The sequence below is a fragment of the Roseibium sp. SCP15 genome, assembly GCF_040329435.1.
GTDB lineage: Bacteria > Pseudomonadota > Alphaproteobacteria > Rhizobiales > Stappiaceae > Roseibium.
In genome coordinates this window covers 571616-589965 of record NZ_JBDZYI010000004.1, presented here as the reverse complement: position 1 = coordinate 589965, position 18350 = coordinate 571616, and the positions used below count along the sequence as shown (strand labels likewise).

At 57.9% G+C, this 18350-nt stretch carries 16 protein-coding genes; 7 read left to right on the top strand and 9 right to left on the bottom strand.

The window, feature by feature from the left end:
- Positions 1–38: 38 nt before the first annotated feature.
- The 4 genes from ABLO27_RS22570 to ABLO27_RS22555 form a co-directional block, all read right to left on the bottom strand.
- Positions 39–1007, bottom strand: coding sequence for a BMP family protein (locus ABLO27_RS22570; protein ID WP_352941329.1), 969 nt, complete (start codon positions 1005–1007; stop codon positions 39–41).
- Positions 1008–1311: 304 nt separating this feature from the next.
- The gene (locus ABLO27_RS22565; RefSeq protein WP_353035950.1) at positions 1312–2811 is read right to left on the bottom strand and encodes an L-piperidine-6-carboxylate dehydrogenase; all 1500 of its coding nucleotides are present in this window, start codon (positions 2809–2811) and stop codon (positions 1312–1314) included.
- 29 nt (positions 2812–2840) lie between these two features.
- A complete protein-coding gene (locus ABLO27_RS22560; RefSeq protein ID WP_353035949.1) occupies positions 2841–4040 on the bottom strand; it encodes a pyridoxal phosphate-dependent aminotransferase in 1200 nt (399 codons plus the stop codon).
- The gene (locus ABLO27_RS22555; protein WP_353035947.1) at positions 4033–5088 is read right to left on the bottom strand and encodes a saccharopine dehydrogenase family protein; all 1056 of its coding nucleotides are present in this window, start codon (positions 5086–5088) and stop codon (positions 4033–4035) included. The genes ABLO27_RS22560 and ABLO27_RS22555 overlap by 8 nt, the downstream gene beginning before the upstream one ends.
- Positions 5089–5205: 117 nt before the next feature.
- Here ABLO27_RS22555 and ABLO27_RS22550 point away from each other — a divergent pair, with 117 nt between their 5' ends.
- Positions 5206–6102 carry a LysR substrate-binding domain-containing protein gene (locus tag ABLO27_RS22550; protein WP_353035945.1) on the top strand — a complete coding sequence of 299 codons (897 nt, stop codon included), beginning with the start codon at positions 5206–5208 and terminating at the stop codon, positions 6100–6102.
- 23 nt (positions 6103–6125) lie between these two features.
- Here the strand turns inward: ABLO27_RS22550 and ABLO27_RS22545 are convergent, their stop codons facing one another.
- Genes ABLO27_RS22545 through iolD form a run of 4 tightly spaced genes read right to left on the bottom strand, consistent with a single transcriptional unit; the run spans position 6126 to position 10663 of the window.
- The gene (locus tag ABLO27_RS22545; RefSeq protein WP_353035943.1) at positions 6126–6956 is read right to left on the bottom strand and encodes a class II fructose-bisphosphate aldolase; all 831 of its coding nucleotides are present in this window, start codon (positions 6954–6956) and stop codon (positions 6126–6128) included.
- The gene (locus ABLO27_RS22540; RefSeq protein WP_353035941.1) at positions 6953–7795 is read right to left on the bottom strand and encodes a 5-deoxy-glucuronate isomerase; all 843 of its coding nucleotides are present in this window, start codon (positions 7793–7795) and stop codon (positions 6953–6955) included. The genes ABLO27_RS22545 and ABLO27_RS22540 overlap by 4 nt, the downstream gene beginning before the upstream one ends.
- A 10-nt stretch (positions 7796–7805) precedes the next feature.
- Positions 7806–8780: a 5-dehydro-2-deoxygluconokinase gene (gene iolC / locus ABLO27_RS22535; protein ID WP_353035940.1), complete on the bottom strand. Its 975-nt coding sequence runs from the start codon at positions 8778–8780 to the stop codon at positions 7806–7808.
- Between the two features lie 2 nt (positions 8781–8782).
- Positions 8783–10663 carry a 3D-(3,5/4)-trihydroxycyclohexane-1,2-dione acylhydrolase (decyclizing) gene (iolD, locus tag ABLO27_RS22530; RefSeq protein WP_353035938.1) on the bottom strand — a complete coding sequence of 627 codons (1881 nt, stop codon included), beginning with the start codon at positions 10661–10663 and terminating at the stop codon, positions 8783–8785.
- Between the two features lie 120 nt (positions 10664–10783).
- Here iolD and ABLO27_RS22525 point away from each other — a divergent pair, with 120 nt between their 5' ends.
- From ABLO27_RS22525 to ABLO27_RS22515, 3 genes are read left to right on the top strand one after another with little or no spacing between them, the layout of a single operon-like run.
- Positions 10784–11905: a Gfo/Idh/MocA family protein gene (locus ABLO27_RS22525; protein WP_353035936.1), complete on the top strand. Its 1122-nt coding sequence runs from the start codon at positions 10784–10786 to the stop codon at positions 11903–11905.
- Between the two features lie 40 nt (positions 11906–11945).
- Positions 11946–12848 (top strand): TIM barrel protein, encoded by a 903-nt coding sequence (locus ABLO27_RS22520; RefSeq protein ID WP_353035934.1) that lies wholly within the window; start codon positions 11946–11948, stop codon positions 12846–12848.
- Positions 12845–13984, top strand: a complete 1140-nt coding sequence (locus ABLO27_RS22515; RefSeq protein ID WP_353035933.1) for a Gfo/Idh/MocA family protein — start codon at positions 12845–12847, stop codon at positions 13982–13984. Before ABLO27_RS22520 ends, ABLO27_RS22515 begins: the two co-directional genes overlap by 4 nt.
- 36 nt (positions 13985–14020) lie before the next feature.
- Here ABLO27_RS22515 and ABLO27_RS22510 read toward each other — a convergent pair whose 3' ends face one another.
- Positions 14021–15025, bottom strand: coding sequence for a LacI family DNA-binding transcriptional regulator (locus ABLO27_RS22510; protein WP_353035931.1), 1005 nt, complete (start codon positions 15023–15025; stop codon positions 14021–14023).
- Between the two features lie 179 nt (positions 15026–15204).
- Between ABLO27_RS22510 and ABLO27_RS22505 the strand changes: the two genes are divergently transcribed.
- The 3 genes from ABLO27_RS22505 to ABLO27_RS22495 all read left to right on the top strand — a co-directional run bounded on the left by ABLO27_RS22505 (position 15205) and on the right by ABLO27_RS22495 (position 18229).
- Positions 15205–16146, top strand: a complete 942-nt coding sequence (locus ABLO27_RS22505) for a sugar ABC transporter substrate-binding protein (RefSeq protein WP_353035929.1) — start codon at positions 15205–15207, stop codon at positions 16144–16146.
- Positions 16147–16317: 171 nt separating this feature from the next.
- Positions 16318–17448, top strand: a complete 1131-nt coding sequence (locus ABLO27_RS22500; RefSeq protein ID WP_353035927.1) for an ABC transporter permease — start codon at positions 16318–16320, stop codon at positions 17446–17448.
- Between the two features lies 1 nt (position 17449).
- On the top strand, positions 17450–18229 hold the full coding sequence (locus tag ABLO27_RS22495; RefSeq protein ID WP_353035925.1) for an ATP-binding cassette domain-containing protein: 780 nt from the start codon (positions 17450–17452) through the stop codon (positions 18227–18229).
- Positions 18230–18350 lie beyond the last annotated feature (121 nt).

The window sequence follows — 18350 nt, the reverse complement described above, 5'->3', positions numbered from 1 at the left end:
CGGCCTTTCAGCCGCCGGCCGTTGACTGCAATGCCAGATTACATCGTCGACTTCGGTTCGCTGTCGTTGACGTTGACCCGGAAGAGACCGTCCATGATCTCCTGTTCCTTTTCCTTGGCAGCGCTCACGGCATCTGCCGAGGCCAGACCTTCGTCAACAACGAAGCTGCCACCGCCATAAGCCATGAAGCTGTAGGGGCCGTAATCCGCAGGCTCGAAATTGTCGGCAGCCACTGCATCGACTGCGCGGTCGATGGTCGGTTCCATGTGCCAGAGTGCGGAAGACAGGATGGTTCCCGGATAGTCACCCGCCGTGTCGATGACGTTGCCGATGGCCAGAATGCCCTTGTCCTTCGCCGCATCGGAAACACCGAAACGCTCAGCGTAGAGAATGTCCGCGCCATTATCGATCATCGCATAGGCAGCTTCCTTGGCCTTGGGCGGGTCGTACCAGGAGTTGATGAAGGTCACGAGGAACTTGACATCCGGGTTTACGGAAGTCGCCCCTTCCATGAAGGCATTCATCAGCCGGTTCACTTCCGGAATGGCGTAGCCGCCAACCATGCCGATCACGTTGGATTTGGTGGTCGCACCGGCAATCATGCCGGACAGGTAGCTCGGCTCGTGGATCCAGTTATCGAAAACCGCAAAGTTGGGCTGCGCCGGGCCGAAGGAGGAACCCATCAGGAATGCGGTGTCCGGATATTCGGCGGCAACCTTGCGCGCCGCCCGCTCAACGGCAAATGCTTCTCCGACGACCAGATCCATGCCCTGCTCGGCATATTCGCGCATGACGCGCTCGTAGTCGGTATTGGCCACGTTTTCGGAGAATGTGTAGGTGATTTCGCCGCGATCCTGGGCGGCTTTCAGAGCCTTGTCGATCCGGCTGACCCACTGCTGCTCCACAGGAACGGTATAGATGGCCGCTACCTTGATCGGGTCGGCAGCCTCAGCTGAAGGAAGTGAAACACCGGCGGCAACTGTGACGGCCAGAGCAGCCGAAAGCATGGCCCTCCGGGCCCGTGAAAACGGTCTTGAAGTGAACATCTGAAAACCCCTGGAAGTATTTTTTACAATGAAAGATGACCACAGATTTTGCGTGCTCACAAGTTGAGCAGGGCCGTAAAATCGAAATTTTTTGAACAAATGGGAAAATTTCAGCAGTGTTTCGCTCATTTGCCGACGAATTAATCAACCGGGAAAAATCGCGTCGGAAAGACAGCCCGACCGCAAGGGCACCGGGTATACGGCACTGGAATCACAATCTTCACATGACGAGCGAAAAGGCCCGCCAGAAGGCGGGCCCTGAAACTCAGATATCGAACTTGACGCCTTGGGCAAGCGGCAATTCGGCCGAGTAGTTCACGGTAGAGGTCTGTCGGCGCATATAGCCTTTCCACGCATCAGAACCCGATTCGCGCCCGCCGCCGGTCTCCTTCTCACCGCCGAATGCACCACCGATTTCAGCACCGGATGGACCAATATTGACGTTGGCAATACCGCAGTCGGATCCGGTTGCCGAGAGGAAGGTTTCCGCTTCACGCATGTTCAGCGTGAATATGCAGGAAGACAGGCCCTGCGGAACATCGTTCTGCAGGCCGATGGCTTCTTCAAGGTCTTCATATGCCATGACATAGAGAATGGGCGCGAAGGTTTCGGTTTTGACCGTTTCCGTCTGCCCAGGCATTTCGACGAGCGCCGGTCCGGCATATGCCCCACCCGGCACGCCTTCGCTCACCGGCTCGCCGCCATGAACCTTGCCGCCCTCAGCCTTCGCCTTGGCGATGGCAGACTGCATAGCGTCCAGAGAGGCAGCATCAATCAACGGTCCGATCAGCGTTCCCTCCTTGCGCGGATCGCCGATCGGCAGGCTGCCATAGGCTTTTGCCAGCTTGGCAACGAGATCGTCCTTGATGGATTTGTGCACGATCAGGCGGCGCAAGGATGTGCAGCGCTGACCTGCTGTGCCCACAGCGGAAAATACGATGGCGCGGACGGCCATCTCCAGATCGGCAGACGGCGCCACGATCATGGCGTTGTTGCCGCCAAGCTCCAGGATCGGACGGCCCCAGCGTGCTGCAACCTTTGGCCCGACGACCCCGCCCATCCGGGTCGACCCGGTTGCGGAAAGGATCGGAACGTCGCGGGACGTCACCAGTGCCTCACCGATATCCGCGCCACCGATAACGACCTGCATCAGGTTCGCCGGTGCATCATCTCCAAAACGCGCAATGGCCTTTTCAAAGATCTTCTTGCACGCAAGCGCGGTCAGCGGGGTCTTTTCGGACGGCTTCCAGATGACCGGATTGCCGCACACAAGCGCCAACGCCGCGTTCCAGGACCAGACCGCAACCGGAAAATTGAAGGCGGTGATGACACCACATGGCCCCATCGGATGCCAGCTTTCCGACATTTTGTGACCTGGCCGTTCCGAGGCGATTGTCAGACCATAGAGCTGACGGGACAGACCGACGGCAAAGTCGCAGATGTCGATCATCTCCTGGACTTCACCCAGCCCTTCGGATGTGATCTTGCCGGCTTCCAGAGTAACCAGAGCACCCAGCTCATCCTTGGCTGCGCGCAGTTCTTCACCGAGCAGGCGAACCAGTTCACCGCGGCGCGGAGCCGGAACGCTACGCCACGCCTTGAATGCGTCTTTGGATCTGGCAATCACCGGACCGATTTCGCTGGCGGGTGTTTCCTTGATCCTGGCGACTTCCGCTCCGTCAATCGGTGAGCGCACTTCCAGCGTTCCACCGGACAATTCTTCACTGCTGAAACCGAGCGCACTCAATACCTGTGCATGTTCCATCTTCATCTCCTGTCACAATCGGTGTTCGCTCACCGGTCTGTTTCTTCAATTTCTGTCAGCTTGGCGACGGCAGCCTCGATCCTGTCCAATCCCTTTTCCAGGTCGGATCTGGCATAGGCGAACGAGATCCGGGCGTGCCCGGGCAGGCCAAATGCACGACCCGGAACGATCGCGACATGCGCTTCGTTCAGGAACCAGTCGCAAACTTCAGCATCGCTCGAAAACCTCCCGGTCTCGATCAGTCCTTCGATGTTGGGAAAGACATAAAAAGCCCCATCGGGAATGGGACACTCGATCCCCGGGACAGCGTTCAGCCGATCAACGATCAGGTTACGCCGGGCTTCGAACTCATTCCGGCGGTCGCCGAGAAGACTTTCCTCGCCCTCAAGAGCAGCAAGAGCCGCGGCCTGCGAGATCGAACAGGCGCCTGAAGTCACCTGCCCCTGAACCACAATCATGGCCTTGATCAATTCCGCCGGCCCTATTCCCCACCCGATGCGCCAGCCTGTCATCGCCCAGGCCTTGGACACTCCGTTGACGATCAGCAAGCGGTCTCTGAGCGCGGGAGCTGCCGCTGCAAAACTGACGAAAGGCTGGTAGCTCAGATGCTCGTAAATTTCATCGGACAGGACCCAGACATGGGGATACTGCTGCAGCACTTCCGCCAGGGCTTCAATTTCTCCGGCCGAGTAAATCGCACCCGAAGGGTTAGAGGGTGAGTTGAGCATGATCCAGCGGGTCCGTGGCGTGATTGCAGCCGCCAACTTGTCCGCCGTGAGTTTGAACCCTTCAGCCATGGAGCAGGGAACGGTAACCACCTTGCCCCCGGCCATCGCGACGATATCGGAATAGGAAGTCCAGTACGGCGTCGGGATGATGACCTCGTCCCCTGGGTTGAGCGTGGCCAGCATCGCGTTCGCCAGAACCTGCTTGGCTCCGGTCGACACGACCACGCTCTCCCGTTCGACACCGGCACGTTCGGCGATTGCATCTCTTAAGGTGACCGTTCCGGCGGTTGGCGGATATTTGGTCTCGCCTCTGGATGCTGCTTCATGCGCCGCGGCGATCACGTGCTCCGGGGTCGGAAAATCCGGTTCCCCGGTGCTGAGTGCTGTCACATCATGGCCTTCGCCACGCAGCATTCTCGCTCGTTCAGAGATTTGTACGATCTCAGAAAGAGCAATGCCGCTGATACGATCGGCTCGCTGAAATCGAACGATCTCAGCCATTATAGCGTGCACCGTTTCTGGTCTTCAAAAACGCCTCGAGAGACACATCTTCCTGCTTCAGGAAGCCCTGGGCCGGAAGTGTGCCTTCTCTGACCATTTCAATCACGGCAACAACTGACGACGCAGTCGTCCAGGCAATGGCGGTCCGTTCCTTGCCGGCGATTTCAATCGGCTTCAGGCCGCGAACGAATTCCTTGCGCTGGGTTCGTCCGTTCAACTCACCTTCAGCAGCCACGTGAATGTAGACGATGTCATCACTCACCGGAGGCTTTGCATTGACAAGAATCTCGCCTGCTTCCTTGCGGCGGTCGCGCATCAAGAGCTCGTGGAAGAAAAAGTTCATCAGTTGCACGTGACCGGGATAACGCATGGTCTTGTAGTCCATGTTCGGCACCCGATCCTTGTAGGTGTCACACATGGTGCCAAGTCCGCCGGACGTCGTGAACGCTTCCAGTTCAATGCCGCCGATGACGATCTTTTCGATCCATTCCATCGGCGAAACCCATTTGATTTCTCCGTCTTCAAGAACTTCGCAGTCATTGAGATATTCGTTCACCACGCCTTCGGGTGACCAGTTGAACGAATACCCCATCAGACCGGTCGGGTTCTGCGGCAGGGCACCGACACGCATGCGGCAGGAGCGGCAATTGTCGAGCTCCTCGATCAGGCTGGCCCCGACGATGCCGACGAAGCCCGGAGCCAGGCCGCATTGCGGTGCCATCAGTCCCTTGGACGTTTTCGCCAGCTCCATGATTGCCTTGGTCGTCGGCACATCTTCAGTCAGATCGAAATAATGAAGACCGAGCTCATGAGCGACATTGGCAACACCGATATTGAGAAAATACGGCAGGCAGGAAAGGACCGCGTCGAACCCCGTCAGCGCAGCCGTCAATGCCGCAGCATCACTGACATCGATCGTCCGTGTCTCAAAGGGCAGATTTGCACCGGCCTGGGCATCAAAGCCGGTTACCGAAAAGCCGCTCTCATGTAACAGCTCGCTTGCAAGCGTGCCGACCTTACCAAGCCCGAGGACCGCTATCTTTTGCATGTTCGATTTTTCCCTGAACGCGTTTAGAGCTCAGATTACTCCCACTTGACCAGCACAAAAACACCTGAAAAATAGTTATTTCCATGACTAAAACTCATACATAAGCAGATCTCACCAATGGAACGAGACATTCCGATCCCCAGCATCTCCGTGCTCCGCTGCTTTGAAGCAGCTGCCAGACATCAGAGTTTCACAGCTGCGGCAGAAGAACTGGGCCTGACACAGAGCGGTGTCAGCCGTCAGGTCAAGGAACTCGAAGACCAGATCGGAGCATCGCTGTTTCGCCGGGAGGGCCGCGGAATTCGGCTGACCCATGCCGGAAGATCACTTGCCGACAGTCTGTTCTCGGATCTGACCAGACTGCGCCGGACGATCTCGCAAGCTGTTGCAGCCGGAGAAACCCAGGAGCTTTTGTCCATTGCCGCCTTGCCAACTTTTGCGACACGCTGGCTTGTACCGCGGCTCAATGGCTTCAAGGCGAGGCGGCCGAATCTGGACCTCATGATCTACAGCCGATCCGACCCCTTTGACCTGGTGGAACAGGGCATCGATGTCGCCATTCATTTCGGCTCCAACGACTGGCCTGGCGCCAAGCTGACGCCGCTTTGTCCGGAAGATCTCGTGGTGGTGGCAGCGCCCTCCCTGATCGAGGCAAATCCGATATCCGAAAATGCCGATATCCTGAACCTGCCTCTGCTTCACATGACGTCCCGCCCGCATCTCTGGAAAGCATTTCAGAAAACCGTGCCGGAAACGACCACGCATGTTCAAAAGGGAAGTTATTTCGATCAGTTTTCCCTGATCATTGCCGCTGCGGCCGGCGGCATGGGCGCAGCAATCCTGCCGACCTACCTGATTGAGGTCGAGCTGGCATCAGGAGCACTTGTCGAGCTGGGGACCGTGAAGGATGGGTCCGGACACAACTATTACATTGCCACACCGCCAGGTGAGTTGACCCCGCCTGCCGCCGAGTTCGTTTCCTGGATCCGAAAGCAGGTCAGCCGCCGGGTCTGATCGCCAGAGACCAACCGCTGCATTCAGATCTTCGTGATGGTTTGGAAGATCTTCTCCGTCGATGCCCGCATGGGCGGTATGACAGATTTCAGGATTTCGATGCGATCGAACAGGCGCGGGTTCTCATCCAGCGTTTCGCGAAGCGCGCTTCCAAAGGTTTGCCTCAGTTCCGTACCGAGATTGAATTTGCAGACCCGGCTTTCCTTCGCAAGCCGTTGGCGCACTTCCGGTGGAATACCGCTGCCGCCATGCAGAACCAGGGGTTTGCTCGTGACCGCCTCAATGGCTTTCAGCGCATCGAAATCGATGCCGTCGGTCTTTTCGGTCTGGAGGTGCACGTTGCCGACTGAAACCGCGATCGCGTCCGCCCCACTTTCCCGGTCGAACCGGCTTGCTTCTGCAGGATCCGTAAACGCTGAGCTCGCGCCATCGGCGTAGCCGACAAATCCGACCTCGCCTTCGACCGAGACATCGGCCCTGTGCGCCTTTTCGGCCAGACGCGCGGTCAGTTCTATATTTTCCGATATCGGCAGTCTGGAACCATCAAACATCACCGAAGAGAAGCCGTGATCGATCCCTGCCACGCAATCTTCCAGCGTGTAGCCATGATCGAGATGGCAAACCACAGGGACACTTGCCTGATCGGCCAGGTAGCGCAGCATCTTGCCGATGACCGGGATCGGCGTATGCGCACGGCACCCCGGCCCGGCCTGCAGAATAACCGGGCATCCGGTATTCTCGGCAGCCTCGACAAAGGCAACGGCATCTTCCCAGCCAAGAACCACAAGGCCAGCCAACGCATAGCCTTCTGTCATGGCGGGTTCCAGGACCTCGTTCAGAGTGACAGCGGTCATTTGAACTTGGCGATCATGTCTTTGATGCCGGGAATGGTCTCGATCTGCCAGGCGTGATCCGGTTGGAAGTACTGAACGAGAGAGCGCTGCGACAGCCCTCCGAGGATCGTGAAATAATACATTTCATAACCCGGAGCGACCACGCACGGATGGTATCCCTTGTCCAGAACGATCGTGGATCCATCGACAATGTGATAGGCATCGCCAACCTTGCAGTCTTCGCGCTGGACGAGCTGCATTCCGAAACCCTTGTTCGGGCGGAAACGGAAATTGTAGGTCTCGTCGTGACGCGATTCTTCCGGCAACCGATCCGTATCATGTTTGTGCGGCGGAAATCCCGACCAGCCCCCCTGCCCGACTGTAAACAGTTCGGAGACCAGCAACCGGCCAACCTTGTCATGGTATTTGGTGCCGAGAATATGCTTGATCTTGCGGTGGGTCTTGGTGTCATCCGACCCGTATTGAACGAGATCGATATCTTTTGCGCGCACGTCGAACGGGTCCAGCACCTTGTCGTATTTGGCACCGGCAATGAAGACTTCCGCTTCATCGCTGGCGCAGACCAGCTGCGCTTTTGCACCCGACGGCACATAGACGCCTTCCGGTTCACCGTCCCATACATCGACCCCACGCAGACCAACGGCCGGATAGGCCTCTCCCTCGACGTTGATGTCGACGCTGCCTGTTGCCGGAACAACCGCCGTTTCGTACCCCGGAACGGCGTATTCGAACGCCTGACCGCGTGTCAGTTTGACGATGTTGAAGTAGTTCAGCGGGACCCTGCTGTCCTCGACATTGATGATAGGCTCGTTCTTGTTGTCATAAGGGGGGAAATGCATGGCAGCCTCCTCAGGTTTGTGGGGCGGAGTTTTGAGATACGAATGTGTCGAGTTCAGCGGAAGTCGGCATCGCCGGAGCACAGCCGAACCGGGAAACGACCATTGCCGCGGCGGCCGAACCGCGCAAAACCGCATCTCTCAAGGAGTGACCGGTCGCCATCGAAGCCATGAGGGAAGCCATGAAAGCGTCGCCCGCCCCCATCGGCTTGATGGCAGTTACCGGAAAAATTCCGGTCTCGAATGTCTCGTCCTTCGAGTAAACAATCGATCCCTTCTCACCCATCTTGTAGATAATTGTCTTGTCGTCTTGACCAAGTTCCTCGGCCAGTTGACGGCCGTCTTCGTGCAGACCATTGGCCACAACCGCAAACTCGTCGTCATTCCCGACAACCACGTCCGATGCCTCTATGGCAGCTCGATAGGTTTCGGCGGCTTCATGCGCGCTCGGCCAGGAATAAGGCCGATAGTCCAGATCGATGACGACCAGTGCATCTGCATTGCGGGCATGCTCCATGGCCCGGAGCGTTGCCGTACGGGACGGGTTTGACGCAAGCGCCGTACCCGTGACGATCAGCGCGTCGAAGTCTTCGAATGTCACTTCCGCAATCTGATCCTCGCTCAGCAAGAGGTCGGAGGCGTTGTTGCGGTAGAGCGTATTCTGCGTGTTTTCGATACGCGTTTCGGTCACGGCCAGGGAAGTTCGCGACTCGCCTGGCAGAACGCTCACGTGGGTCGCATCGATGCCGTATCTTTCAAGCTCGTTCAGGACGAACCGGCCAACGGCGTCATCCGAGACACCGGTCAGAAGACTGGTCGACAGCCTGTGGCGGGCAAGACCCGCAGCAATGTTGCCCGAAGATCCGCCGAGAGCTGTCGAGAACTTCGTTGCCACCTCCACCTCGGTACCGGGTGGATCTGCATAAAGATCCATACCGGCACGGCCGAGAACAAGAAACTTCGATTGCGGGGATAGAAGTGCCGGCATCGTCAGACGCCCTTTCGCTGTGCGGAACGGCCTGCTTCCCAGTCCTCGTGAGCCTTGCGAACACGCTCGCTGCTGGAGACTTCCGGCGTACCGACCTCCCACCAGGTGTGCCCTTCCTGGGTCCAGCCTTCAAAGGCATCAACCTGCATGGAAATCACATATGTCCTGTCGGATTGCTTGGCTCTGCCGAAAGCTTCCTTGAGCTCGGCAATGGAATGAACGGTTTCGCCGTTTGCCCCCATGCTGCGCGCATGCGCCTCGAAATCGACGGCAAATGGTTCAACTGCCAGCTTGCAGTCGGATATCAGGTTGTTGAAGGACTCATTGCCTGAATTGTTCTGCAGCTTGTTGATCACCGCAAACCCACCATTATCGCAAACAACGATGATCATCTTCGAACCGGCGAGCACGGAAGAATAGATATCTGAGTTCATCAGCAGGTAGGACCCGTCTCCGACAAAGACGATCGTGTCCTGGTCAGGGTTCCTTTCCTGATGCCCAAGCCGTGCGCCCCAACCGCCAGCGATTTCATAGCCCATGCAGGAAAAGCCGAATTCAACATCGACACTGCCGATGGATTTCGTCCGCCAGTTGGCGGTCACTTCAGCCGGCAATCCTCCGGCAGCAGCAACGACACGGTCATCCTTGTGGCAGACTTCGTTTATCGCACCGATAACCTGCGCATAGGACATCGGACGATTGCTGCCGTCGCTGGTGGTCGGTGACATGTTCTCATTCAGATAAGCATCCCATTCGGACCGTTCACTCGCAGCCTTTTCAACCCAGACGGACGGCGCCTGATAAGAGCCCAGGGCTTCGGAAAGCACGGGCAACGTCAGCTTTGCGTCGCCGACGACCGGTTGTGACATGTGCTTGCCTGCATCGGCTCGCCCGACATTGATCGAAACGATCTCGGCGTCTTGCGCAAAGGCCGTCCACGAACCGGTCGTGAAGTCCTGAAGGCGTGTGCCGACGGCCAGGATGACATCCGCGTCCTTGGCCAAGTTGTTGGCTGAGTTCGATCCGGTGACCCCAAGCGGACCACAGTTAAGGTCATCGGAATAAACAAGATTTGCCCGGCCGGCGATGGTTTCGACAACCGGAATCTTGTGACGATGAGCAAAGTCCTGCAGCTCCTGCGTCGCCAGGGAATACTGAATGCCACCGCCTGCGATGATCACCGGACGCTCGGCAGCCTTGAGGCTTTCAGCCGCAGCAGCCAGCTCACGTGCATCGGGCGTCTGGCGCCGCAAATGGTGCGTCCTGGGTTCAAAGAATTTTGCCGGGTAGTCATACGCCCAACCCTGAACATCCTGCGGCAGGCCCAGGAATACCGGGCCACAATCAGCCGGATCGATCAGGGTATTGATCGCTGCCGGAAGCGACTGAAGAAGCTGCGCGGGATGGGTGATACGGTCCCAGTAACGGGTGACGCTCTTGAAGGCATCATTAACCGACAGGCTCGGATTGCCCGGATGCTCGACCTGCTGCAGAACCGGGTCCGGCAAACGGGTCACGAAGGCGTCGCCGCACAGCATCAGCAGCGGCAGACGATTCGTATGCGCGATACCGGCGGAGGTCAGCATGTTCGTGGTGCCCGGCCCGGCGGAGGAGGTCGCGAACATGAACCTCCGGCGCAGTTGCTGTTTGGCATAGCCAACGGCGGCCATCGCCATGGATTGCTCGTTCTGACCGCGCCAAAGGGGCAACTCTTCCTTGTGGTTGTAGAGCGCCTCTCCGAGGCAGGTCACGTTGCCATGACCGAAAATGCCGAATCCGCCCGCACACAGCCGGACCGTCTGACCATCGATTTCGACGAGTTGCGCAGCAAGATAACGGACAAGAGCCTGAGCCATGGTCAGGCGAAGTGTCTTCTCGGCCATGAGCCTCAATTCCTCCAGGAAAGCAAATTTAGGTGCAGCCCCTCAGGGGGCTCTTGACTGTGAAAGCTAATGGGTGTTTAGCTATTTTGCAAGCGGTTGCAAAAATGGATCAAAAAACAGATGGAAAAGCGTAAGCTTGGCATAGGCATCGTCGGTAGCGGCTACATGGGCAAGGTACATGCCGTGGCAATGCAGTCCGTCGGAGCGGTCTTCAACACGAAATTGCGCCCTGTCCTGGAAATGGTCTGCACGACCACGGAAGAAGGCGCAGCCCGGAAGGCAGTCGAACTCGGATTTGCTCGCTCAACCGCCGACTGGCGTGAGCTGGTAACGGATCCGAAGGTCGAGGCAGTCGTCATTGCATCGCCACAGCACACCCATCTGGAAATCGCAACCGCAGCATTCGAATTGGGAAAACCGGTTTTTTGCGAAAAGCCCCTGGGGCGGAACCTTGAAGACAGCCGCGCCATGGTCGCTGCCGCCCGAATCTCGAACTGCATCAACATGGTCGGGTTCAACTATATCCGCACGCCGGCCTCCCAGCTTGCCCGCGAAATCATTCAATCCGGCGAGATTGGCAACGTCACTTATCTGCGCGGGGAGCACACCGAAGACTTTTTCGCGGATCCCAACATCCCTGGCACCTGGCGGGCGCAAGGTAAATCAAACGGCAATATGGGCGACCTGGCCCCGCACATCATCAACGCCTCTCAGGCTCTCGCCGGCCCGATGGAGCGTGTACTTGCGGAAATCGACACCGTCGTGAAGGAACGCCCGTCCGACAACGGCATGGTGCCGGTGACCAACGACGATCAGGCGCAGCTCATGTGCCGCTTCACCTCGGGTGCGATTGGATCTCTCTATATCAGCCGCACGGCATTTGGCCGCAAGATGGGCTATGCTTACGAGATCTACGGCACAAAGGGATCGATCCGGTTCGACCAGGAAGACCAGAACGCACTCTGGCTCTTTGAAGGCGACCAGCATCCCGCACGCGAGGGGTTCAAGAAAATCCTGACCAGCCCTCATCATCCGGATTACATCAATTTCTGCCTGGGACCAGGGCATGGCACCGGCTACCAGGAGCAGATAACGACAGAGGCACGCGATTTCCTGCAGGCAATCGAAACCGGAACCAATATCTGGCCAACCTTTGAGGACGGCCTTTACGTGAACCAGGTCATTGAAGCGTCCTGGCAATCGAATGAATCCAAAAGCTGGATCAACCTCGACGAAGTCTAGGAAACAATCGAACCTGGACCGTCATATCTGGACAGATCAGATGACAATCAAAATTGGAAACGCCCCTTGCTCGTGGGGTGTCGAATTCGCGGATGACCCGCGCAATCCCGCGTGGCAAATCGTTCTCGACGAATGCCGTGATGCCGGATATCGCGGCATTGAACTTGGCCCCGTTGGCTTCATGCCCGAAGACCCGGCCGAGCTCGGCGATGCTCTTGCTGCACGCAATCTGGAACTGATCGGCGGCGTGGTGTTCCGCCCGTTCCATGACCCGCAGAAATGGGACGACGTCAAAGACGGCGCCGTGCGGACCTGCAAGGCGCTGAAAGCCCATGGCGCACGCCATCTCGTCCTCATCGATTCCATTTCTCCTCGCCGCGCACCCACGGCCGGGCGCCCGGATGAAGCGGAAAAAATGTCGGCATCCGAATGGACCGACTATCGCAACAAGATCCGCGACATCGCCAGAATGGGGACCGAAGAATACGGCCTCATCACTGCCATTCACCCTCACGCGGGTGGCTTCATGGATTTCGAGAATGAAGTCGAACAGCTGCTTGAGGAAGTGGACGCCTCCATCCTGAAAATCTGCCTGGACACCGGTCACAGCGTTTACGCCGGCTTCGACCCGGTTGCCTTCATGGACCGGCACATGGATCGCATTTCCTATATGCATTTCAAGGATATCGATCCGGCGATCCGAAACAAGGTCATCGCCAATCGGACAGACTTCTACGAAGCCTGCGGCGACGGCATCTTCTGCAACCTGGGCAAGGGAGCTGTTGACTTTCCAACAGTGAAGGCGCGTCTTGATCAAGCTGGCTTCGACGGCTGGTGCACGGTGGAACAAGACTGTGACCCGGAAATGGCACAGTCCCCGCTCGACGATGCAAAGGGCAACCGGACATACCTTCAATCCATCGGCTTTGAGGATGCAGCATGACCAGACTCAATTGGGGAATGATTGGCGGCGGCGAAGGATCCCAGATTGGTCCGGCCCACCGCATCAGCGCCGGACTCGACGGACATTTTCACCTCACCGCGGCCGCGCTCGACATCGACCCGGAACGGGGAAAGTCCTATGCACAGCAGTTGGGTGTTGCTGAAGACCGTGCCTATGGCAACTGGCAGGAAATGCTGGATGGTGAAAAGTCCAGACCAGACCGGCTTGACCTGGTGACCATCGCCACGCCAAACGCCACCCACTACGAGATTTCCCGAGCCTTTCTGGAGGCCGGATTCAACGTGCTTTGTGAAAAGCCGCTGACCATGACGGCTGAAGAGGCGGAACACATCGTTGCGATCGCCAGGGAAGCAGGCAAGATCTGCGCTGTGAACTACGGCTATAGCGGTTATCCGCTCGTTCGCCAGATGCGGGCCATGGTGTCGAATGGCGAGCTCGGCAAAATCCGGTTGATCAAGGCGGAATTCGCGCATGGTTTCCATGCCGATGCCGAGGAAGCTGACAACCCGCGCGTTCGCTGGCGCTATGACCCGGCTCAGGCCGGCACTTCGGCCGTCTTTGCCGATGCCGGTATTCACGCGTTCCACATGGCCTGTTTCGTTGCCGGACAATCACCTTCCAAGTTGTCCGCTGACTTTGCCTCTCTGGTGGGCGACAGGCAGCTTGAAGACGATGCAATGATCAACATCCGCATGGATGGCGGCGCATTGTGCAGACTCTGGACGAGTGCCGTTGCGGTCGGCCGCATGCATGGCCTGACCCTTCAGGTATTTGGTGAAAAGGGTGGCCTTTCCTGGCAACAGCAGCATCCGGATCAGCTCTACTGGACCCCGCTCAACGGCAGGACACAGATTCTGGAACGCGGTGACGCGACCTTGTCTGAGCAGGCGGTTCGAGCGTCCCGGATCGCAATCGGACACGCTGAAGGCCTGCCGGTTGCCTTTGCCAACATCTACCATGATCTTGCTGAGGTTCTGAAAGCATCAAACACCGGCAACGCTCCAAGCCCTCTGGCATTGGACTACCCGACAGCTGTCGACGGCCTCTGGTCGATGAAGGCCATCGAAGCCGCAGCAAAATCCGCGAAATCGGACGGCGCCTGGGTGAATGTATGACCTTTGTGGCGGGGTGACATTCACCCCGCGACCAATTCAGGACCCGGGAACCGGCCGCAATGACCCTCTCTCCACAACAGAGCAGGGAAAAAGCCGGATTTCCGGGCTTCTTTCCGGATTCTCCACCATGCCGACAACAAGCTCCACCGAGCTCATGATGATGTCTCGTATCGGTTGGCGAATGGTCGTCAATGCGTAGGCGTCCCATCCTGCCATGGCAATGTCGTTGAACCCCAGAAATCCGATGTCTTCCGGAATCGCCTTGCCAGCGGCACGAGCGGCATCCATGGCGCCCATGCAGATCAGGTCATCGCCGCAGAAGACAGCTTCCACGGATCGATCTTCCATGACTTCTCCCATCGCCACACGGCCCGCCTGATAGGTATAATTCTCTGCAAAACAGGTTTTGGTGACTTCAAGACCAAGCAGCTTCGACGTGCCGACAAAACCGGTCGCCCTGTCCTGTGTCGATGTTGCCGATTCCGGCCCGCCCAACAGCGCGACCCTTTTGTAACCACGTTCGGCAAACGTGCGTGCGGCCATGCTGCCGCAGAACTCATTGTCAATTCCGACGACATGCACATTGGCATTGGCCTGATACTTGCCGAACGTATGAATGACCGGAATTCCGGCTGTCTGGAAGGCGTTGGCGAAGCTGGTCGGAAGTGTCGAGGTGGCAACAATCACGCCGTCAACACTGTATTGCTTGAGCAGTTCGACGAATTTTTTTGGCGACGTATCGCCGGACAAATTGACCAGAAGCGGCCTGAAGCCGCGTTTCTGCAGCTCGCTGGTGAACAGGTCGAAAACGTCCAGAAAGGCCGGATTCTGAAAGTTGTTGGCCACAAGACCGATCAGCTTTGTCCGGCTCGTCGCGAGACTGCGCGCTATCAGCGAAGGCCGGTACCCGAGCGCCTTTGCGGCCTTCTCCACTTTTTCCCGCGTGCGCGCCGAAACACTGGCACCGTCCGTGAAAGTACGCGAGACGGCAGATCGCGACACACCCGCCAGTTCCGCCACTTCCTTCAATGTAACCGCCAAGTCGTCAACCCAACCAATTCATCTACCCGTTTTCCTGGACGAAACTACACGAATGCTCCAATGCGTCAATTTTTTTGCAACCGGTTGCAATTTGATGACGATTGTGTTTGTCTTGGAGCAGGCACGGGCTTCTCTTTGAAGAACCCCGTATCGAAGTGCCTGTTTCAAGGGAGGAACACATGAAGAAAACTCTATTTGCGATGGCTGCCGCTGCCATCGCTTTCACTGGCCTGAACTCTCCGGCCTCAGCTGAAGGGGAACGTTTCGTTCTCGTCAGCCATGCACCGGACAGCGACAGCTGGTGGAACACGATCAAGAACGGCCTGGCCCTGGCCGGCGAACAGGTTGGAGCCGAAGTCGAATACCGCAACCCGCCAACAGGTGATATTGCCGACATGGCTCGCATCATCGAGCAGACGGCTGCATCCAATCCCGACGGCATCATCACAACGCTCGCAGACCCGGACGTCCTTTCCGGCCCGATCCAGAATGCCGTGGCAAAAGGCATCCCTGTCATCATCATCAATTCCGGCACGCCAGAGCAGGCTGCTGAAGTCGGCGCGCTGATGTATGTCGGTCAGCCGGAATATGATGCAGGCCTGGCAGCCGGGCAGCGTGCGAAACGCGATGGCGTCGGCTCATTCCTTTGTGTCAACCACGTCGTATCCAACCCGGTCGTTGGTGAGCGCTGCCGCGGCTTTGCCGATGGGCTGGGCGTTGAACTCGGCGACAGCATGATGGACAGCGGCCAGGATCCTGCTGAAATCAAGAACAAGGTGAAGGCTTACCTGTCCGCAAACCCGGACACGGAAGCGGTTCTGACCCTCGGCCCGACCTCCGCTGACCCGACAATCGGTGCTCTGGAAGAAATGGGCAAAGCAGGCGACATCTATTTCGGAACGTTCGATCTGGGCACCGAAATCGTCAAGGGCATCAAGGACGGCACCATTCAGTGGGGCATCGACCAGCAGCCCTTCCTGCAGGCTTACCTGCCTGTGATCGTTCTGGCCAACTACCAGCGCTTCGGCGTTCTGCCGGGCAACAACATCAACTCCGGTCCGGGTTTCATCACCAAGGATGCACTGGCCAAGGTTGAAGAGTACGCTGGCGAGTATCGCTAAGACAAAAAGTGGCAGCCACGGCTACCCACCTGAGGGGCGGTTCTTCCGCCCCTCCCTTTACCGGCAACAAGAGCGGGCCGGACGAGCCGCTCGCAATGACAACTCAAGACAACTTGTTCTGCGGCCGGGCCGCATTGCCGCGGCCGGCCATTCGGCACGCAGGAGGAAACTATGGCTGAAACCACGCAACCGGCGGCCGCGCCTGACAAGGACGAGCGCATCCGCGAAATGTCACCGCTTCGAAAGGCATTGATCCGCCCGGAACTGGGCGCCATTTGCGGCACTATCCTCGTCTTCATGTTCTTTCTCGGCATTGCTCGCGACAGCGGCATGTTTGCAGCCGAAGGCATCATCAACTGGGGCACTGTTTCCGCTCAGTTCGCGATCATTGCCGTTGGCGCCTGCCTGCTCATGATTGCAGGTGAATTCGATCTTTCCGTGGGGTCCATGATCGGGTTCTCCGGCATCATAATCGCGCTCATGAGCGTGCAATGGGGATTTCCGATCTGGTTCTCCATCCTGGTCGCCTTCGCGCTGGCGCTCTGCATCGGCGCGCTCAACGGATATCTCGTCATCAAGACGGGTCTGCCCTCCTTCATCGTTACCCTGGCATTTCTCTACATCCTGCGCGGTTTGACGATCTTCATCGCCATCGCAACCACCCGCAAGACGATCATTGGCGGGGTCAGGGACGCTGCCGAGGGTGACCCCATCGCATGGCTTTTCGGCGGAAAGGTTTTCCAAGGCCTGTTCGTATGGCTTGCCGATCTGGGTGTTGTCGGCAAGTTCGTCGCCGGTCCCAAGGCCGGTCTGCCTGTGGTCGAAGGCATTCCGATGCTGATGATCTGGGCCATCGTTCTGATTGCCTTCGGACACATTCTCCTGACGCGCACCCGCTTCGGCAACTGGGTCTATGCCTCCGGCGGCGATGCCCAGGCTGCACGCTACGTCGGTGTGCCGGTAAACAACGTCAAGATCCTGATGTTCATGTTCTCCGCTTTCTGCGCCACAGTCTTTGCCACTTGTCAGGTGATGGAATTCGGCTCCGCGGCGGCTGACCGCGGTCTTTTGAAAGAGTTCGAGGCGATCATCTCCGTGGTCATCGGCGGTGCGCTCCTGACCGGCGGTTATGGTTCGGTGATCGGAGCGGCCCTTGGCGCGCTCATCTTCGGCGTTGTGCAGCAAGGCCTGTTCTTTGCCGGCGTGGAAAGCTCGCTCTTCCGCGTTTTCCTAGGTGTGATCCTTCTGCTTGCCGTGATCCTCAACACCTACATTCGCCGCATGATCACGGGAGAACGCTGACATGTCTGATGCTCTGATCGAACTTGTCGACATCGAAAAACACTTTGGACCGGTCATTGCCCTTAATGGTGTGTCTGTCTCCGTCAACGCTGGTGAATGTCACTGCCTTCTTGGCGACAATGGCGCAGGAAAATCCACCTTCATCAAGACCATGTCCGGCGTTCACAAGCCGACCAAGGGAAAAATCCTGGTGGAGGGTCGGGAGGTGAGTTTTGACAGCCCGCGCGATGCCATGACCGCTGGGATTGCGACCGTTTACCAGGACCTGGCCATGATCCCGCTTATGTCGGTGACACGGAATTTCTGGATGGGCCGGGAACCGAGAAAACGTGTGGGTCCTTTCAAGTTCTTCGACTTTTCGGAGGCGAACGAAGTCACGATGAGCGAAATGGCCAAGATGGGTATTCATCTGCGCTCGCCCGACCAGGCTGTCGGTACGCTTTCAGGCGGTGAGCGCCAGACTGTAGCGATCGCCCGCGCGGTTTATTTCGGCGCCAAGGTGTTGATCCTCGACGAGCCGACTTCCGCCCTCGGGGTGCGCCAGACATCCAATGTTCTGGCAACCGTCGACAAGGTGCGCAAGAAAGGCATTGGTGTCGTCTTCATCACCCATAATGTGCGTCACGCCATGGCGGTCGGTGACCGGTTTACGGTGCTGAACCGCGGTAAGACGCTCGGCACCGCAGCTCGGGGTGAAATCCAGGCCGAAGAGCTTCAGGAACTGATGGCCGGTGGCCAGGAGCTTGCAGAACTGGAGGGATCCCTCGGCGGCACGGTCTGAGTTCAACTCCGAAACCAAGCCGCAATGCATGCGTCGCGTGGAAGTCCCAGGTTCCGCGCGGCGCATGTTGTATTGAGAAGTCGGAAATCCTCACCCTTTCAAAACAGGGCATCAACTTTCC